Here is an 18144-nt window from a genome sequence, read left to right on the forward strand (position 1 = left end):
GGCGCCCTGGATCTGCGGTAAGGGTATGCGCCACACTCGGTTAGTCGGTCTTTGCGCCGGCTGGACGGGGGGTGCCGGTGGCAGTGGTGTTCAGTCTCGCAGACTCCGGGGTCTGCGCGCACCGGAGAATGAGGTAACGGCCGATGAGTGTCAAGTCGCGCCACGCTCGGACCCGCATGGCGCAACGGCCGTACCCGGTAAGTTGCCGAGGCGCTATTGCCAGTCCGCCGGTTTGGTCGTAGAAAGGCCGGTAGCGCGACGGTCGGGCGCTTAAGGAGCGGGTCGCGACGACGCGCCAATGTTGTGTTTGCGGAATCCCCAATCAATGCAGGAGTTTGGCTATGAAAAATACCGGTTTGATGCTCGGTGTTCTGGTGTTCGCTTGCGCCGGAACGGCTTACGCCAACGAAGAGCTTGCAAAAGCCAAGGGCTGTTTGAATTGTCATGCGATCGACGTTAAGAAGGTCGGACCGGCTTACCGGGAGGTCGCGAAGAAATACGAAGGGCAAGCGGATGCCGCTGCCAGGTTGGGCGACAAGATCGTGCAAGGAGGAGCCGGGGCTTGGGGCACTCTGCCCATGCCGCCGAATCCCGCTGTGAAACCCGAGGAAGCCAAGCAACTGGCGAACTGGATTTTGAACCTGAAATAAAATCCGCTGACTTTCTCGATGGCGCGGGCGCGGGGAGCGGGCTTGACTCTGCCCCTGCCCCGTATCGGTAGGGTGCATCACGCCTTGATGACCAGCCCCAGACCGTCCGCCACCGGTAACAGGCTGCTGTGGACCCGTTCGTCGCGGTGGATTTTTTCGTTGAGCGCGCGGATGGCGGCCGTGTCCGGGTCGTTCGCTTTCGGGTCGGCTACGCGGCCGTCCCACAGCAGGTTGTCGATCAGCAGGAGTCCGCCCGGGCGCAAAAGCTTGAGGCTGCGCTCGTAATAGCCGTCATAGTTGACCTTGTCGGCGTCGATAAAGGCGAGGTCGTAGCGCCCCGCTTGGCCGTCCCCGAGGAGTCCGTCCAGCGTGTCCAGGGCGGGTGCCAAGCGGAGTTCTATTTTGTCGGCCACGCCGGCTTCCTCCCAATACCGGCGCGCAATCGTGGTCCAGGCTTCGTGGATGTCGCAGGCGGTGATCTGGCCGCCTTCAGGCAGGGCCAAGGCCATGGCCAACGAGCTGTAGCCCGTGAATACGCCCACTTCCAGGATGCGCTTGGCGCCAGTCAGGCGCACCAGCAGCGCCATGAACTGCCCCTGTTCCGGCGCGATCTGCATGTTGGCCTGCGGCAGTCCTGCGGTTTCGTCCCTCAGACGGCGCAAGGGTTCTGGTTCGCGCAAGGACACCGACAGCAGGTAGTTGTAAAGTGCGTCATCCAGACCGATAGACTTGTTCGACACGTGAGTTCCCATGACAATTCGAATTATGAACCGAACGCCGCGCACGCGGCGCGACCTTCGGTTCGACATTCATAACAGGCCAAGTTCCATGAATAAACACCTTTTGTGTGCGCTGCTGTTTTCCACCGCGGCCGGCGCCGAAGAAATCGGCTGCGTCACGACGGCATGGAAGCTGATAGGCGCCAACCACAAGATCTGCGTGGACGCCTTCTCCGATCCCAAGATTCCGGGGGTCACTTGCCATATCAGCCAGGCCCGCACCGGCGGGATCGCAGGCGCGGTGGGCCTGGCGGAAGACCCGTCGAAGTTCAGCCTGGCTTGCCGGCAGACGGGTCCCATCAGCTTGCCGGCCGGCCTGAGGAGCGGGGAAAAGGTGTTCTCGGAAGATACCTCGGTCTTCTTCAAGACCACCGATGTGATCCGCCTGTTCGACGCCAGGAACAACACCCTGGTCTATCTCGCGGTCAGCCAGAAGATCATCGAAGGCGCACCTGCCAGCAGTCTGTCCACCGTACCGGTGATGCCTTGGGGCGGCAAGTAGGGTAAGCTGGAAAAACGCACATCAAGGGTTCGAGCCCGTTTTGCCCCCTTTGCGCCTGAGGCCGCCCCCCTTCTCGGGGAAGCGGAGACTTGCGCTTACGCCCTTAGTCTGTAAACATCGAAGCCAGCGGTCGGGATGATGGTCCCTAAGGATTGGGTCCGGGGCGCGCTTTGCCCAGCCGCGGGCCTTCATTGGGCGCGCGTATCGCCACATGTCTAATCACCATACCTTAAACCCCCAACAACTCGCCGCCGTCCGCCAAATCGAGCATCCGCTGCTGGTTCTGGCCGGTGCTGGCAGCGGCAAGACGCGGGTGATCACCGAAAAGATCGCCTACCTCATCCGTCAGGGCACACCCGCCCGGCATATCGCCGCGGTGACGTTCACCAACAAGGCGGCGCGGGAAATGAAGCAGCGCGTAAGCAAACTGGTGCCGGACAAGGACGCGCGCGGCCTGCGTGTTTCCACGTTCCACGCGCTCGGGCTGGACATCGTGCGCCGTGAGCATAAGGCGCTCGGATTCAAACCGGCCATTTCCATCTTCGACGAGCACGACCGTACGGTATTGCTCAAGGAGCTGATCCAGCACGGGCCCGCCGCCTACGACATCGACAAGGTGGATTTCTACGCCCAGCGTATCAGTCGCTGGAAGAATCTGTTTCTGACCCCCGAGCAGGCCTCGAGCCTGGGCGACTTGTTGCCGGACGAGGCGATCGCCGCCCGGATTTATGCCGATTACGTCCGCCAGATACGTGCCTATAACGCGGTTGATTTCGACGACCTGATCTTCCAGCCGGTGCTGCTGTTCCAGGATCAGCCCGAGGTACTGGAGAAGTGGCGCAGGCAGATCCGCTATCTGCTGGTGGACGAATATCAAGACACCAATTTGACTCAATACCAGATGGTCAAACTGCTCACCGGGACGTTGGGGCGATTCACCGTGGTGGGCGACGACGACCAGTCCATTTATGCCTGGCGCGGCGCACAGCCGGAGAATCTGGCCCAGCTGCAGCGCGATTATCCGCGCCTGGAAGTGGTCAAACTGGAGCAGAACTACCGTTCCACCGGCCGCATCCTGAAGGTCGCCAACCAACTCATCGCCAACAATCCGCACGTATTCGAGAAGCGCCTATGGAGCGCCTTGGGACACGGCGACCCCGTGCGCATACTCAAGGCCAGGGACGAGATCGCGGAAGCGCGCCAGGTGGTTTCCGATATCGTCCATCACAAGTTCCGCCACAATACCGCCTTTGCCGATTACGCCATCCTGTATCGCGGCAATCATCAATCGCGCCTGTTCGAGCGCACCTTGCGCGAACATAGCGTGCCTTATTTCATCAGCGGCGGGGCGTCCTTCTTCGCCAATGCCGAGATCAAGGACGTGCTCGCCTATCTGCGCCTGCTGGTCAATCCGGACGACGACGCGGCTTTCCTGCGCGTGGTCAACACCCCGCGCCGCGAGATCGGTCCGACCACCTTGGAAAAACTCAGCCTATACGCGAACCGGCGCCAAGTGAGTCTGTTCGCCGCCTGCTTCGAACTGGGCTTGGGGCAGGTGTTACCGGAAAATGCGGTCCAACGGCTGCGCCACTTCGGCGAATGGCTGACGGATGTGGGCGATCGCGCCGGTCGTGGCGATACCTTTGCCGTTTTGGACGAGTTCATCGAAGCGCTGGGCTACGAGGACTGGCTACGCGAGGTCAGCACCAGCGATGCCCAGGCGGACCGCCGCATGGGCAATGTGCGGGAATTGCTGGATTGGCTCAGACGCATAGGCAAGGACGACGAGGGACAGGACAAGTCGCTGGCGGAAACCGTCGCCCGCATCATGCTGCTGGATATCCTGGATCGCCAGGAAGAAGAAAACAGCGGCGACCGGGTCAGCCTCATGACTCTGCATGCGGCAAAAGGGCTGGAGTTTCCCTATGTCTATCTGGTCGGTGCCGAGGAAAACCTGTTGCCGCACCAGACCAGCATCGAGGAAAACACCATAGAAGAAGAACGCCGGCTGGCTTATGTGGGCATCACCCGCGCGCAGAAGCAGCTCAGCATCAGCTATTGCACCCACCGCAAGCGCTATGGCGAGATGGCCGATTGCCGGCCGAGCCGGTTTCTGGACGAATTGCCCGCGGAAGAATTGGAATGGCCGGACCGTAATCCGGTCGATCCCGAAGTGAAAAAGGAGCGCGGGCGCGCCTCGCTGGCCCAGCTCAAGTCCATGCTGGGAAGCTGAGCGGGCCGCGTTGGCGCAGAAAACCCGATTGAAGGCTAAAAAAGGATATCCCGTCGGGTATGGCCGGTCTTAGATGGCTTGTTCGCCCGTTTCGCCGGTGCGAATGCGGATGACTTGTTCCAGGTTGCTGATAAAAATCTTGCCGTCGCCGATCTTGCCGGTGTTGGCGGCTTTGATGATCGCGTCCACAGCCTGATCGGCCGCATCGTCGGTCACCGCGATCTCGATTTTTACCTTGGGCAGAAAGTCGACGACGTATTCGGCGCCACGGTAGAGCTCGGTATGACCCTTCTGGCGACCGAATCCCTTGACCTCGGTGACCGTCACGCCGCTGATGCCGATGTCCGACAGGGCTTCGCGCACGTCGTCCAGTTTAAAGGGTTTGATGATCGCAGTGATTAACTTCATGAGGTAGCTCCTTCGGTTTCATTAATTGGGCCGGACCCTATTATGGATGATGTCGTCCACCACGCCGGGGTCGGCCAGCGTGGAGGTGTCTCCCAGGTTGTCGACGTCGTTCGCCGCTACCTTGCGCAGGATACGGCGCATGATTTTACCTGAACGCGTTTTAGGTAGGTTAGGAGCCCACTGGATATAGTCGGGCGTGGCGATGGGACCTATTTCCTGACGCACGAGTTGTATCAATTCCTTTTTTAGCTCGTCGCTGGGTTTTATCCCGCTTACCAGGGTCACATAGGCGTATATCCCCTGTCCCTTGATGTCGTGGGGATAGCCGACCACGGCCGCCTCTGCAACGGCATCGTGCAGCACCAGCGCACTTTCGATTTCGGCGGTTCCCATGCGGTGGCCGGACACGTTCAACACATCGTCCACCCGGCCGGTGATCCAGTAATAGCCGTCCTGGTCGCGGCGGGCGCCGTCGCCGGTGAAATACTTGCCCGGATAAGTGGAAAAATACGTTTCAACGAAGCGCTGATGATTGCCGTAAACCGTGCGTGCCTGGCCCGGCCAGGAGGTATCGAGAACCAGCACGCCTTCGGTCACGCCTTCCAATTCATTGCCTTGCGCATCGAAGATGCCGGGCTTAATGCCAAAAAAGGGCAGGGTGGCCGAGCCGGGCTTCAAGCGGGTGGCTCCGGGCAAGGGGGTGATGAGTATGCCGCCGGTTTCGGTTTGCCACCAGGTGTCGACGACAGGGCAGCGACCATCACCCACGACGTGGTAATACCACTCCCAGGCCTCGGGATTGATCGGCTCGCCGACCGAACCCAGGATGCGCAGGCTTGCCCGGCTGGTGTGTCGAACCAGGTCGTCGCCCAACCCCATGAGGGCGCGTATTGCCGTCGGGGCCGTGTAGAAGATGTTGACCCGGTGTTTGTCTATGATTTGCCAGAAGCGGTCGGGCTTCGGGTAAGTCGGTACGCCTTCGTACATGAGCGTGGTCGCTCCGTTGCACAAAGGGCCATACACGATATAGGAATGACCCGTGACCCAGCCGACATCGGCGGTACACCAGTAGATTTCTCCGTCCCGGTAATCGAAAACGTAGCGATGGGTCATCGCCGTGTAGAGCAGGTAGCCACCCGTGGTATGCAGCACACCCTTGGGTTTGCCGGTCGAGCCCGAGGTGTAGAGGATGAACAAGGGGTCTTCCGCATCCATTTCTTCGGGCGGACAGTCGCTTGAGGCCTGTTCGACCGCCTCGTGATACCAGACATCACGATTTTCGACCCAATCGATAGGTGCCCCGGTGACGCGGACGACGAATACGGTTTGCACGTTCGGGCAGGATTCCAAGGCATGGTCCAGATTAGCCTTAAGCGGGACGTGCTTGCCGCCGCGTCTGCCCTCGTCGGCACAGACGGCGTATCGGCAATCCGCATCCTGGATGCGGTCTTTCAACGCTTCCGACGAAAAGCCGCCGAAAACGATGGAGTGGATGGCGCCTATCCGCGCGCAGGCCAGCATGGCAATGGCGGCTTCCGGCACCATGGGCATGTAGATGCATACCCTATCCCCTTTACCGACCCCGTGGGACTTGAGCGTATTGGCGAAACGACAGACCTGCTCGTGCAATTCCCGGTAGCTGATCTTCCGGTCGACGCTTGGGTCGTCGCCTTCCCAGAGGATGGCCGTCTGTTCGCTTCTCTCGGCCAGGTGACGATCCAGACAGTTGAAGCTGACATTGAGCTTGCCGCCTTGGAACCAATGTATGCGCCCTGTGTGGAAGTCGCAGTCCTGCACCTTTTCCCATGGTTTGATCCAGGTGAGGAATTTCTCGGCCTGTTCCGACCAGAAGGCTTCCGGCTGTCTGATCGAGCGGTCGTACATTTCCCGGTACTTCGCTTCGTCGATTTGTGCACTGGAGGCGATTTCCGGGGGAACCTCGTAGATCTTGTCGGCTGACATCGTTATGAGTTTCCTTATGAGAGTGCGCGGCGGTCGGTATTTTTACAAAAAAACGGCTTTCGTTCGAGTTGGCTTGCCCTGAAAGCGCAAAAGGCCGACCGCTTGTGGCGGTCGGCCTTACTGCTCGTCGTATGGTTCGGTGATGAGTAGCGTCAGCTCATGCCAGTGTCAATGGAACACGGCGTCCACGGTGATACCCTCCACTTCGAGTATTTCACGCAGCCGTTTGATGCCTTCCATCTGGATCTGCCGGACCCGCTCACGGGTAACTCCCATTTCGTTGGCGACTTCTTCCAGGGTGGAGCTTTCGTATCCTCGCAATCCGTAACGGCGCGATACCACTTCGCGCTGCTTTTCGGTCAACTGCTCCAGCCAGCCGGACAGGCTGCGGGCGATGCGTTCGTTTTGCAGCGCATCGGTCAGGGAGGGGATGTCTTCGTCGGAGATGGAGTCGATCAAAGATTTCTCGGAATCTTTCTTGATCGGAACATCCACCGAGGTGACGCGCTCGTTGAGCTTGAGCATTTTCTCGACCGTTTTGACCGGCTTGTCCAGGTGACGGGCGACGTCGTTGGCGCTGGGGTCGCGGTCCAGTTGATTGGCGAGTTGCCGGAATGCCCGCAGGTATACGTTCATTTCCTTAACGACGTGGATCGGCAGTCGGATCGTGCGGGTCTGGTTCATGATCGCGCGCTCTATCGTTTGCCTTATCCACCAGGTCGCATAGGTGGAAAAACGGAAACCGCGATCGGGCTCAAATTTCTCCACCGCGCGAATCAGTCCGAGGTTGCCTTCTTCGATCAGGTCCAGCAAGGGGAGTCCGCGATTGAGATAACGCCGGGCGATCTTGACGACCAAGCGCAAATTGCACTCGATCATCTTCTTGCGCGCACTCGCATCGCCTTGCTGCGCGAGGCGGCCATAGTGCTTTTCCTCGTCCGCGGTCAACAGGTGTGAGGAGCTTAATTCCTTCAAGTAAAGCCGGGTGGCGTCGTAATTGAAGTCGGGGGCTGCGGCACCCATCTCCGATTCATTCCATTCGCCGGATGGCTCTTCGATCTCTTCCTCTTCCAATTCTTCGGCGAATTCAGTTTCGGCTTCGAGGTCGGCGATGAAAGGCGCGGCCTCGTCGAAGGCTGAGTGCTCGAGAGAGGGAGACAATGCGTCTATGGCTAGCTCAGACATCCTGGTTCTCCATAAATCTATGAGTGATGATGTTGAAAGCGGTTGCTTGAATTAGACCGATGAGTTTGAGAACGGTGCTGCCTGGTTAACTCAAACGCATACAAACAATAGCCTTGCGAGGAATAGCGACTTTTCTTCACGATACTTTAGAGGCTTTTTTAAAGATGTTTTCAAATATCATCCCTCATCTCGATACAAACGCAGCGGCGCTACGTTGAGCTGGGCCCGCAGTTTCTGTCGTAGCCGTATCGAATGCCTAAGTCGGGGCCGTGTTCCGCTAGGTCTTCTGTTCCTTAACACGGCGTCTGAGCAAGGCGTCTGGTAGTTTTCGAGGTGAGAAGGGTTGCCGTTCCGATTGACCGCGGCCTAGTGTAGACCATAAACAAATTTTTCATTCTCCCGCTCGGGGGCGGCGAACGGAGTTTCCCGCGGCGGTGTAGGCGGAGGCTTTACGCCGTGTGGGGAGAGTGCCGAGAGCGAGCCGAGTCCTCCGTGGGCAGCCCGCTCCAGGGTCGGATACGCGGGGGTCAGGCGTTGAGCAGCGTGTCCTTGGCCTTGTTGATTTGCGCCGCCAGAAAGTCCGAGCCACCGCGGTCCGGGTGTAGTTTCTGCATGAGACGGCGATGAGCCGCGATGATTTCTTCGCGCGTGGCGCCACTCGACAAGCCGAGTACTTCATAGGCCTCCTCGCGGGTCATCCTCCCCGTCGATGTCGGCCGGTACCCGCCCGCGCCGTCCTTTTCCTCCGCCTGGGTTTGGCGAAACAGCTTCTGAAGTACCGGTGCAAACTGTAAGAGCAAAGGTCCGAGCCGTGTGGCCGCTGCGACCAGCGCGCCTATGGCGGGGACCAGCCAATTCAGTCGTCCGGTCGCGGCCAGGATCAACAGGATGAACAAGACTCCCCACCACATGCTGCGGCGCAATGCCGCTGCCGTTTGCCGCGAGACGCGGCGGAAGAAAGCGTTCATTCCGTAAAACACGAACAGGAGTAGTAGACCCAGTAACAGCAGTTGAACCATGGCGGCTATGTCCGAAAGAGATGTGCCGGAATTCTACTCCGCCGGATTCGCGTTCGCTGCCCTGGGCGCTCGCCGGTTTCATTCGCCGTGGCAACAACAGGCTTCGGGGCAGGCTGTTTCCTGAACGTCGAGTCGCCAAGGCTCACTGGGTGGGATGGGTTCGGCGCGCCCCTTGTACCAGGCTTCGAAATCCGCAGCGGGCATTGGACGGGCAAAATGGTAGCCTTGTGCTTCTTCGCAGGCATAGCACTTAAGGCACGCCAGGTCGCCCTCGGTTTCCACGCCTTCGGCGATGGTCTCGATACCGAGACTGTCGCAAAGGGCGATGATGGCCCGCACGATGGCTTGATTGGCCGGGATTTCGCGCATATCGCGGATGAAGGACTGGTCGATCTTGATGCGATCGAGCGGAAATTTGCGCAGATAGCTCAAGCTGGAATAGCCGGTGCCGAAGTCGTCTATTGCCAGCTTGACGCCCAAGGTACGCAGTTCGGCCAATGCGCTGACGGTGTGTTCGGCATCCTTCATGACCATGCTTTCCGTGAGCTCGAGTTCGATGTATTGAGGGTCGATACCGGTTTCTTCGATTACGGCTTTGACATGGTCGAAAAACTGTTTCTGCCGGAATTGCAAAGCCGAAATGTTGATGGCCACGCGGATGGGCGGCAGGCCTTGCTCTAGCCAGGCACGATGCTGCTTGCAGGCTTCCCGCAATGCCCAGGTTCCCAGCGGGACGATCAGGCCGGTTTCCTCCGCGACAGGAATGAATTTGGCCGGCGATACCGAGCCCAGGGTGGGATGGCGCCAGCGCATCAGAGCTTCCACCCCGACGATACGTCCATCGGTGATCTGGATCTGCGGCTGATAAAACAGGCTCAGCTCGGTTCTTTCCATAGCATGGCGGAGTTCACTTTCCAGCGACAAACGCTCAAGCACGGCGCGGCTCAGGTTTTCCGAATACACGACATGACGTCCGCGGCCATTTTGCTTGGCTTCGTACATGGCGGCGTCGGCATTACGCACGAGGCCTTCCGGCGTCGGATCGTGCTGCGGAAAGACTGCGACGCCGATACTGGCGCCGATCCGGATTTCATGGTCCTGGATGATGAACGGCTGGCCTAAGCCCGCGGCGATGGACTCGCACAGCTTCGCCGTATCGGCGATGTCGCGGATACGCTCAATGATGATCACGAATTCGTCGCCCCCCAGACGCGCTACCGTGTCGCTTTCACGCACATAGGACATCAGGCGGTGCCCAACCGCGCGCAGCAGGCTGTCGCCTATGGCATGGCCCAAGGTGTCGTTTACATATTTGAAACGGTCCAGATCGACGAATAGCAGGGCGGCCGAGGTTTGCTGCCTTTCCGCGCGTTGGCAGGCCTGGCGGAGCCGGTCGTCGAACAGGAGTCGGTTGGCCAGGCCGGTAAGCTGGTCGTAGTGTGCGAGGTGGAAAAGCTTCTTCTGCTTGCGCTCGGTGATTTGCTGCAGCAGTGCCCGGCCTGTGCCCATGCCGACGTAGCGCCCGTCCTCGATGATGATGAAGCCGTTTTCCATGTGGCGCATGCCGGCGTCGAGGATGATGCGGGCGAGATCGTCAATGGCGGTGTCGATGTCGACGATGACCGGAGCGGTGTCCATCAGCTGATCGATGGGCTTGCGCCGGTGGAGGTCGCGTGTGTAGGGCCGTACGAAGAGCTCGATGAGCCGCCCCCGTTCTATCAGCCCTACCGGTTTCATCCAACTGTCTATCACGGCGGTGGCGTAAAGCTCGTCGTCGTGCAGGAAGCGATCGAGCACTTTCAGACAGTTTTCGTCGTAGCGTATGGGGCGAACGTATTGGAGGATCTGTCCGACACTATGCTCTTTGCCGACATCGCAGAGTGTGCGCGCACTGGGCGTCAGGCACGCCGAGTCGCGGGGGGATGGCGCACGTTGGATGCGTGGTATGGACATTGGACAAGGCGGTCGTTGCGCACGGTTCGCGCGGCCTGCCAAAAGTAGCGGATGTTTATTACGAATGGGTTACATCGAACCCGGAATACGCGTCGTCGCGAACGAGCTTAGAAATTTACGGGAGGGGCTTATTCAGGGCGATCGCCGGCAGCTAGCATCCCGGCGCTGTGAGCTGGCAGAACCATGAACGAAATCGATCTGTCCATGGCCTTATTCAGGGGAGGCAGCTTTGTCTATTGGGCCGCCCGGGATAGGGCGACCCATTTCCGCGGGTCAGTCGTTATTGCTTGGGCAGAAAACGCTGGCGAGTGATAAGGCGGTAGATCCAGTGGACGAAGCGCAAGAGCAGTTTCGCCAATTCACCCAGCAGTTCCAGGCCGGAGGCCAGTACTTCGCCGGTGCTTTTGCCCTTGAAACGGTCGCCAGCGGCACGGATCGCGAATGGGGTGCCGAACAGGCCAAGCACCAGCCCGAGCACCAGCGAGCCGCTCAGGAAAGAAGATTGGGAGGAAGGCGCGGAGCCCCCCCCGGTCGGCGTCCCCGAACCGAGCGTAGAGCCGATGTCCTTGGTGCCGGCCGGGACGGCGGCGATCTCGACTTCCTTGGCTTTGCCGGTGGCGTAGTCGTCGGGGATAACGGGGTCGGTCAGGCCGGGTATGCTGGGAAACACCCCGCTTCCTTTGCCCACGACCAACTGCGCTTTCATGCCTTTTTCCATGTGCTGAGCGAGGTCGCAATGCACCAGATAGGTCTTGTCCTCGTTGGGCAGGATGAGCGTACCGCTGACCTTGCCGGGGCCGCTCACTTCCAGATGGAACATGCCCTTGTCGTAGAGGAATTTCGGCAAGCCGTGCATCATCCACTGGTGACGGACGTTGTCCTCGTTGATGAAATTGACGGTCAGACGCGTGCAAGGCTTGATTCGCCACTCCTGGTCGTCGAACGCGAACATCGTGCCTGGGAACTTTTTGCTGTATTTGTGGCCGCCGTGCACGGTGATCTGAACATCTTCAGAGATGCGGTCGCAGCCGGCGGGCAGCTTGTCCTTGTTCTGCCCCATGACCATGGCGCCATCCATGTCCATGAGGTGGCCGTCGCCATGGTCCATCATGGCATTGTGTTCGACGATTTTGTCTTGTTGGGCGAGCGCGGGTTGGATCGCGGCCAGGGCCAATACCAGAGCAGGTAATAATTTAGTCATGGTCGCGAGCCTCACTTGTCGCCTTTAAACCGGGAAATCAGCGCTTTGACGGTCGCTATGATCTTTTCCCGATGCTGATAGCCGAAATAAGCCAGTACGCCGAGCAGCAAGCCTTTGAACAGTGGCCCCCAGAAGCCGGGTGTGCCTTCCGTCGGGGCCACAGGAGGCGGCGTCGTTTTGCCGGTCGTCGCTGCGGACTTGGCCGGTTTCGCGCCCGAACTCGGTTCGCCCAGGCTGCCCCAATCGTCGGCCCAGTTCTGCCAGGCGGGCAGCTTGCGCTGCCAGTATTCCTTGGTGAAATAGGGGCTCAGATCCATGCCGTGGGTCTTGGGCGTACCCCTCTCGTCGAGGTACTGCTTGTAGGCGATCAGGCTGATGCTGCCGCCTTCACCCTGGCCGTCAGTGGTGAACGCCTTTTCGGTGTGGTCGTGGAACATCCACAGGCCCGAGCCGTAACTGTGCAGGCCGTCGTCGGTCGTGTTCAGTTCCAAATCCAGGCGTTGCGCCGGTGCGATGGAGTAGACGTCGCGGGTGATCTGCGCGCTCGGATTCTGCAACACGCCGTCGTAATGGGTCTCGGTGGCCTTGTGGCCGTGGGTGTGCAGGGCCAGCGGTTCGGTGTGGCCGTTCAGGATGCGCAGTTTGATCTTTTCGTTGGGCTGCACGACGACCAGCGATTCCCTGAGCGTGTAGGGGAATGCGCGGCCATTGAGCAGATAGTAATCGTCGGTGGCGTCAGTGATGTCGTACTCATTGTTCATCGCCTTGGCGATCAAGCGGGGATCGTTGGCGCTTTGCACGAGCTGGTGGAGTTCCTTGTCCACGGACTGGTAGTGGATGTCATATTCCTGGCTGTATTTTTCCTTGACGGCCACGGACGGATGGCGAACCTGGCCGGCGCCGACATTGAACACCTGCACCCAGTTGTTGGGGCGGTTTTCCTCGACGACGAACAAGCCCGCCAATCCCATGGGGATATGGGTGTGCGGCTGCACGTGGCAGTGGTAATACATGGTGCCGGGCTGACGCGGCTTGATGACGTAGGTCTTGCTCTGTCCCGGCATGACGTCCATCTGGCCGGTCTGGCCGACGCCGTCGTTGCCTTCGCCGCTATGGTCCATGTAGGGGTGGTCGACCCCGTGCAGGTGAATGGAATGGGGGAAATAATGGGTGTTTTCCAGCACGATCCAAACGATGTCACCCTGTTCCACGCGGATCACCGGTGCCGGCAGACGCAGCAGCGGGTTGGCTTCCGCGCTGGCGAAGCTGCGGGTGGACATGTCGCGCGTCTTGGGGGTGAATACCCAGAATCCGGGCTGTATGCCTGGCGCGATGTCGAAGGTCGGTACCACGCCCGCGAAATCCGGGGAGTGGCCGTTGAGCTCCATGACTTCCAGCTTGATGATGTAATGGTCCGGATCGCCGTCGCCGTCTATGTCGTTGGACATGGTGATGGCGTCGGCGGCCAGATTGGTGTCCATCAAGGTCTGCATGGAGACATTGTTGGTGCCCTTGACGAACACGGCAATGTCGGCCGGATTGTCGGGATTGCATATCCGCGATTCCTGGATCTCCACACCTTCCAGTGACTGCGCGTCGCGCCATTCCGGCGGTACGCCGCTGTTGCAGAAAGGTTCTGCCTGGCCTATTTCGACCTTGGTGCTGGGAGGCGGCGAATACACCGCACCCGCACCGGTGGAAACTGCGGTCAGGGCGGCGCTTACCAGAAAAGCGAGCGAATTTTTATGCATCGTAACTACCGTTGAGCCGTGGACTAGGGCGGGCATGAAAAAGCGGCCACGGACAGTCCGCGGCCGCTTCGGGTCAGGCTTTAGGCTTTGGATTTATTGCCGATCAGGCGGTCGATGAGCGCTTTGAAGCCGGCGTTGGACAGGTAGAAGATGTATCCGATGGCGCCCAGCACGACAACGATCACCAGGATGGTGGTGCTGGAGAGCTCGGTCGAGGCACTTCCGACTTTGAACGGAATGTGGGCGTCGATTTTCTGACCTTCGTTGATCAAGGTCACGTGAGTCAGGTAGGAGCCCGTCTCGGTGAAGTTAAGGGTGGTGTTGAAGCTGCCGGTCGAATGGGTCGACGGCGGGATGTAGAAGAAGCGGGTGCCGCCCGGCTCCTTGGTAATCTCGACTTCCACCGTCATGTTGCGCAGGGCTTTGCCTTCGTAGTCGAACACGATGGTGGCCTGCCCGAGATCGGGGATCTTGTCGCAGTATTCGGTGGTGCCACTGATCTGAGGCTGATAGGCGGTGAAGTGGACGATGTGCGGTCCCACCAGGATGCGGCAGGTATCGGCATCCACGCTGGCGCCGCCATGAGCCCAGGTCTTGGAGACCGGTGCCAGGGTGGCGAGCAGGCTCAGGGTCAGCAGCAGGAGTTTGGCGAGTCTTGAATTAAGCATATCTCTTCCCTCATTTTTATGTGGTTGATAATTATGGTATCTCGGGATGAGCGAGAGTAGTGGCCCTTAGCGCCGTAGGGTGCCGCGCCCCTCCCTTCCGCGCCAGCATCACGGGAAGAGCGGGAAGTTATGACCAAACATTAGCAGGCTATCATACAAGCCCCCACGATTAAAAGATGAGGGATTGCATCGGGTATGCGAGCCTAGCATGCTCATTAGCATCGGGCACTGCGCCCTAAGACCGGAACGGAAGCTCCAAGTTCGGACCATGGCCAGTGAGGTGTAATTTGCCTGTATCGGGCGATGTGCTCTTGAAATCACGCCATGCGCCCCATATTTGGCCTGAGCTGGCATCGACCCAGCAGATTCACAGTTTACCAACGTCTTCACAGGAATCTTTAACGCTATGACAGTCGCCGAAAACAAAGTCACCCTGGGCTTCGAAGCCGAAGTCAAACATCTGCTTCAACTGATGATTCATTCCTTGTATAGCAACAAGGAAATTTTTCTGCGCGAACTGATCTCCAATGCCTCGGATGCCGCCGACAAGCTGCGCTTCAGCGCGTTGAGCGATGATGCGCTGTATGAGGGCGATAGCGAGCTGAAGATACGGGTCGAGTTCGATAAGGACAAGCGCACCGTGACGATCACCGACAACGGTATCGGCATGACGCGTGAAGAGGTTCAGCACAACATCGGCTCCATCGCCCGTTCCGGCACCCGGCATTTCTTCGAGTCGCTCACCGGCGATCAGGCCAAGGACAGCCAGTTGATCGGCCAGTTCGGCGTGGGCTTTTATTCCTCCTTCATCGTCGCCGACAAGGTCACGCTGGAAACCCGCAAGGCCGGGGACAGCGCCGAGCACGGCGTGCGCTGGGAGTCCGAGGGCGAGGGCGATTACACCCTGGAAAGCTTCGTGAAACCCGAGCGCGGTACCCGGGTGACCCTCCACCTCCGCGAGGGCGAGGACGATTTCCTGGACGGCTGGCGGCTGCGCTCGGTCATCCGCAAGTTCTCCGACCACATCTCTCTGCCCATCGAGATGAAGAAGGAGCACTACGGCGAGGAAGAAGAAAAGACCGAGGAATATGAGACGGTCAACAGCGCGTCCGCCCTTTGGTCCAAATCGCGCGAGGACATTACCGACGAGCAGTACACCGAGTTCTACAAGCACGTCTCGCACGACTTCCAGGAGCCCTTGGCGCGCATCCACAGTCGGGTCGAGGGCACTAACGAATATACCTTGCTGCTTTACGTGCCCACCCACGCGCCGTTCGATCTGTGGGAAAAAGATACCAAGCACGGCATCAAGCTCTACGTGCGCAAGGTCTTCATCATGGACGATGCCGACAAACTCATGCCGCGCTATCTGCGCTTCATCCGTGGAGTGATCGATTCCGACTCGCTGCCCCTGAATGTCTCGCGCGAGATCCTGCAGGAGAACAAGCAGCTGGAAAAAATCCGTTCCGGCGCAGTCAAGAAAGTGCTGGGCCTGTTCGAGGATTTGGCCAAGAACGAGCCGGAAAAATACCGGGACTTCTGGAAAGAATTTGGCCAAGTGTTGAAGGAAGGCCCCATCGAGGACTTCAAGAACAAGGAGCGCATCGCCAAGCTGTTGCGCTTCGCCTCGACGAGCAGCGACGAGCAGACCGTGTCCTTGGACGACTACATCGCCCGCATGCCGGAAGGCCAGGACAAGATCTACTACATCACGGCCGAGAGCCACGCCGCGGCGAAGAACAGTCCGCATCTGGAAATCTTCCGCAAGAAGGGCATCGAGGTGCTGCTGCTGTCCGACCGCGTGGACGAATGGCTGGTCGGCTACCTCACCGATTACGAAGGCAAGCACCTGCAATCGGTGGCCAAGGGCGATCTCGACCTGGGCACCCTGGAAAACGAGGAAGACAAGAAGGAGATCGAGGAAACGGCCAAGGACTTCGAGGGCCTGGTCGAGCGTATCCAGAATGCTCTGGGTGACAAGATCGCCAGCGTCCGCGTCAGCCACCGCCTGACCGACTCGCCGGCCTGTCTGGTCAGCGAGGTCTACGGCATGAGCCGCACCATGGAGCGCATCATGAAAGCGGCCGGCCAGCAGGCGCCCGCTTCCAAGCCGATCTTCGAGATCAATCCCAACCACCCGTTGATCCAACGCTTGAAGGACGAAGGTGACGAGCCGCGTTTCGCCGACCTGACCGGCATCCTGTTCGATCAGGCCGTGCTCAGCGAGGGCGGGCAGCTGGACGATCCGTCCGCCTTCGTGCGCAAGCTCAACGAACTGCTGCAACGCACCTTGGGTTGACACGTTCGACCGTGGAGCCCCCGCCGGCTCCACGGTGCCGTTTTCAAATGTCTGCGAAATGCCCAGCTCGATTTGAGCCGGCATCCACGCTGGAGTAATATGCGGCACAGTTCCCTTTAATTAACCACCCCGCGTAATTCCTCTGTCCATCCTCGATTTTTTCAAGAAGTTAATTAGTGCCGCCCGGCCCAGCGAACGCGGTGAAGTCTTGCCGCCGGTCAGGTCTGCGGATTCGTCGGCGCGCATCTACCCCCGTTCGGCCCACAATATATCGCGCGCTCAGATCAGCGATAACGCCTTGAAGGTGCTTTATCGCTTGCGCAAGGCGGGATTTCAGGCCTATCTGGTCGGCGGTTGCGTGCGCGATCTGCTGTTGGGGCGCGAACCCAAGGATTTCGACGTGGTGACCGACGCTCATCCCGAGCAGGTGAGGGGCGTGTTCCGCAACTGTCGCTTGATCGGTCGACGCTTTCGCCTGGCCCACGTGCATTTCGGTCAGGAAATCATCGAGGTGGCGACCTTCCGCGCGCTCAATCACGAGGAGGGCGAAGGCGAACGGGTGCTGGAGCGGGACGGCCGGATACTGCGGGACAATGTCTACGGTTCCATAGAAGAAGACGCCTGGCGGCGCGACTTCACCGTCAATGCCCTCTATTACGATATCAACGATTTTTCGGTGGTCGACTATGTCGGCGGCATGCAGGACCACCAGGCCAGCGTGCTGCGCCTGATCGGCGATCCGGACCGGCGCTACCGGGAGGATCCGGTGCGCATGCTGCGCGCGGTCCGTTTCGCCGTGAAGCTGGGCTTCACGATACACCCGAGTTGCGCGGAGCCTATCCCCAAGCTGGCTTATCTGCTCAATTCCATCCCGCCGGCCAGGCTTTATGAAGAAGTCGTCAAGCTGTTGATGTCGGGCTATGCCGCGCAGACCTTCGAGCAGTTGCGCCATTACCGCTTATTCGGCGCGCTGTTCCCGGAGACCGAAGCCTGTCTGGCTCGCGAACCCGAAGGCTTTCCCCTGACTTTCCTGGCCAAGGCCCTGGAGCGGACCGACGACCGCATACAGGAAGACAAGTCGGTGGCACCGTTTTTTCTGTTCGCCGCCCTGTTGTGGGAGCCGGTGAGGACGCAGGCCCAGGAGCGTATCCGGTCGGGCGACAACGATGTGTTCGCTTATCAGGAAGTGGCCGCCGAAGTGATTTCTCGCCAAGTGCGCTATATCGCCATTCCGCGCACCATTGGTCAGCCCATGCGCGAGATTTGGGCCTTGCAGCCGCGCTTCGAACGCATCAAGGGCGTCCGTCCTTATCGTTTGCTCGGTCACCCGCGTTTTCGGGCGGCCTACGATTTCCTGGTTCTGCGGGCGGAAACCGGCGAGGCTGATCCGGATCTGGCCGATTGGTGGACGCGGTTCCAGCGGGCGGACGATGCCGAGCAGAAAGCCATGACCCGTGAGGGTGGCGGGCGCAGGCGTTCCGGCCGGGCGCGCCGGCGCCGGAAAGGTGGCGCATCCGCCGGCAGCGCTTAAGCG

General features: G+C 59.7%; 14 protein-coding genes. 5 read left to right on the forward strand and 9 right to left on the reverse strand.

Features of this window, described 5'->3' with window-relative positions:
• Window positions 1-341 precede the first annotated feature (341 nt).
• A complete protein-coding gene (locus tag JWZ97_RS05305) occupies window positions 342-650 on the forward strand; it encodes a c-type cytochrome (protein ID WP_240342495.1) in 309 nt (102 codons plus the stop codon).
• A gap of 77 nt (window positions 651-727) precedes the next feature.
• Here the strand turns inward: JWZ97_RS05305 and JWZ97_RS05310 are convergent, their stop codons facing one another.
• The gene (locus JWZ97_RS05310; protein WP_240342496.1) at window positions 728-1390 is read right to left on the reverse strand and encodes an O-methyltransferase; all 663 of its coding nucleotides are present in this window, start codon (window positions 1388-1390) and stop codon (window positions 728-730) included.
• An 88-nt stretch (window positions 1391-1478) separates the two neighbouring features.
• Between JWZ97_RS05310 and JWZ97_RS05315 the strand changes: the two genes are divergently transcribed.
• Both JWZ97_RS05315 and rep read left to right on the forward strand, forming a co-directional pair.
• Entirely contained in the window at window positions 1479-1931 is a 453-nt protein-coding gene (locus JWZ97_RS05315; RefSeq protein ID WP_205433770.1) for a CreA family protein, read from the forward strand.
• 211 nt (window positions 1932-2142) lie between these two features.
• On the forward strand, window positions 2143-4164 hold the full coding sequence (rep, locus tag JWZ97_RS05320) for a DNA helicase Rep (protein ID WP_205433771.1): 2022 nt from the start codon (window positions 2143-2145) through the stop codon (window positions 4162-4164).
• A 69-nt stretch (window positions 4165-4233) separates the two neighbouring features.
• Here the strand turns inward: rep and glnK are convergent, their stop codons facing one another.
• From glnK to JWZ97_RS05360, 8 genes are all read right to left on the reverse strand, one after another.
• Window positions 4234-4572 (reverse strand): P-II family nitrogen regulator, encoded by a 339-nt coding sequence (gene glnK, locus JWZ97_RS05325; RefSeq protein WP_205433772.1) that lies wholly within the window; start codon window positions 4570-4572, stop codon window positions 4234-4236.
• Between the two features lie 21 nt (window positions 4573-4593).
• Entirely contained in the window at window positions 4594-6534 is a 1941-nt protein-coding gene (gene acs, locus JWZ97_RS05330; RefSeq protein WP_205433773.1) for an acetate--CoA ligase, read from the reverse strand.
• 168 nt (window positions 6535-6702) lie between these two features.
• Window positions 6703-7719, reverse strand: a complete 1017-nt coding sequence (gene rpoS / locus JWZ97_RS05335; RefSeq protein ID WP_205433774.1) for an RNA polymerase sigma factor RpoS — start codon at window positions 7717-7719, stop codon at window positions 6703-6705.
• A gap of 527 nt (window positions 7720-8246) precedes the next feature.
• Window positions 8247-8738: a DnaJ domain-containing protein gene (locus JWZ97_RS05340; RefSeq protein ID WP_205433775.1), complete on the reverse strand. Its 492-nt coding sequence runs from the start codon at window positions 8736-8738 to the stop codon at window positions 8247-8249.
• 78 nt (window positions 8739-8816) lie between these two features.
• The gene (locus JWZ97_RS05345; protein WP_205433776.1) at window positions 8817-10691 is read right to left on the reverse strand and encodes a bifunctional diguanylate cyclase/phosphodiesterase; all 1875 of its coding nucleotides are present in this window, start codon (window positions 10689-10691) and stop codon (window positions 8817-8819) included.
• 280 nt (window positions 10692-10971) lie between these two features.
• Window positions 10972-11892: a copper oxidase gene (locus JWZ97_RS05350; protein ID WP_205433777.1), complete on the reverse strand. Its 921-nt coding sequence runs from the start codon at window positions 11890-11892 to the stop codon at window positions 10972-10974.
• A gap of 11 nt (window positions 11893-11903) precedes the next feature.
• Window positions 11904-13643: a multicopper oxidase domain-containing protein gene (locus tag JWZ97_RS05355; RefSeq protein ID WP_205433778.1), complete on the reverse strand. Its 1740-nt coding sequence runs from the start codon at window positions 13641-13643 to the stop codon at window positions 11904-11906.
• A gap of 80 nt (window positions 13644-13723) precedes the next feature.
• On the reverse strand, window positions 13724-14311 hold the full coding sequence (locus JWZ97_RS05360; RefSeq protein ID WP_205433779.1) for a hypothetical protein: 588 nt from the start codon (window positions 14309-14311) through the stop codon (window positions 13724-13726).
• 406 nt (window positions 14312-14717) lie between these two features.
• Between JWZ97_RS05360 and htpG the strand changes: the two genes are divergently transcribed.
• The gene (htpG, locus tag JWZ97_RS05365) at window positions 14718-16610 is read left to right on the forward strand and encodes a molecular chaperone HtpG (RefSeq protein ID WP_205433780.1); all 1893 of its coding nucleotides are present in this window, start codon (window positions 14718-14720) and stop codon (window positions 16608-16610) included.
• A gap of 172 nt (window positions 16611-16782) precedes the next feature.
• Window positions 16783-18141: a polynucleotide adenylyltransferase PcnB gene (gene pcnB, locus JWZ97_RS05370; protein ID WP_371822612.1), complete on the forward strand. Its 1359-nt coding sequence runs from the start codon at window positions 16783-16785 to the stop codon at window positions 18139-18141.
• Window positions 18142-18144 lie beyond the last annotated feature (3 nt).

This window comes from Methylococcus sp. EFPC2 (assembly GCF_016925495.1).
Classification (GTDB): Bacteria; Pseudomonadota; Gammaproteobacteria; order Methylococcales; family Methylococcaceae; genus EFPC2.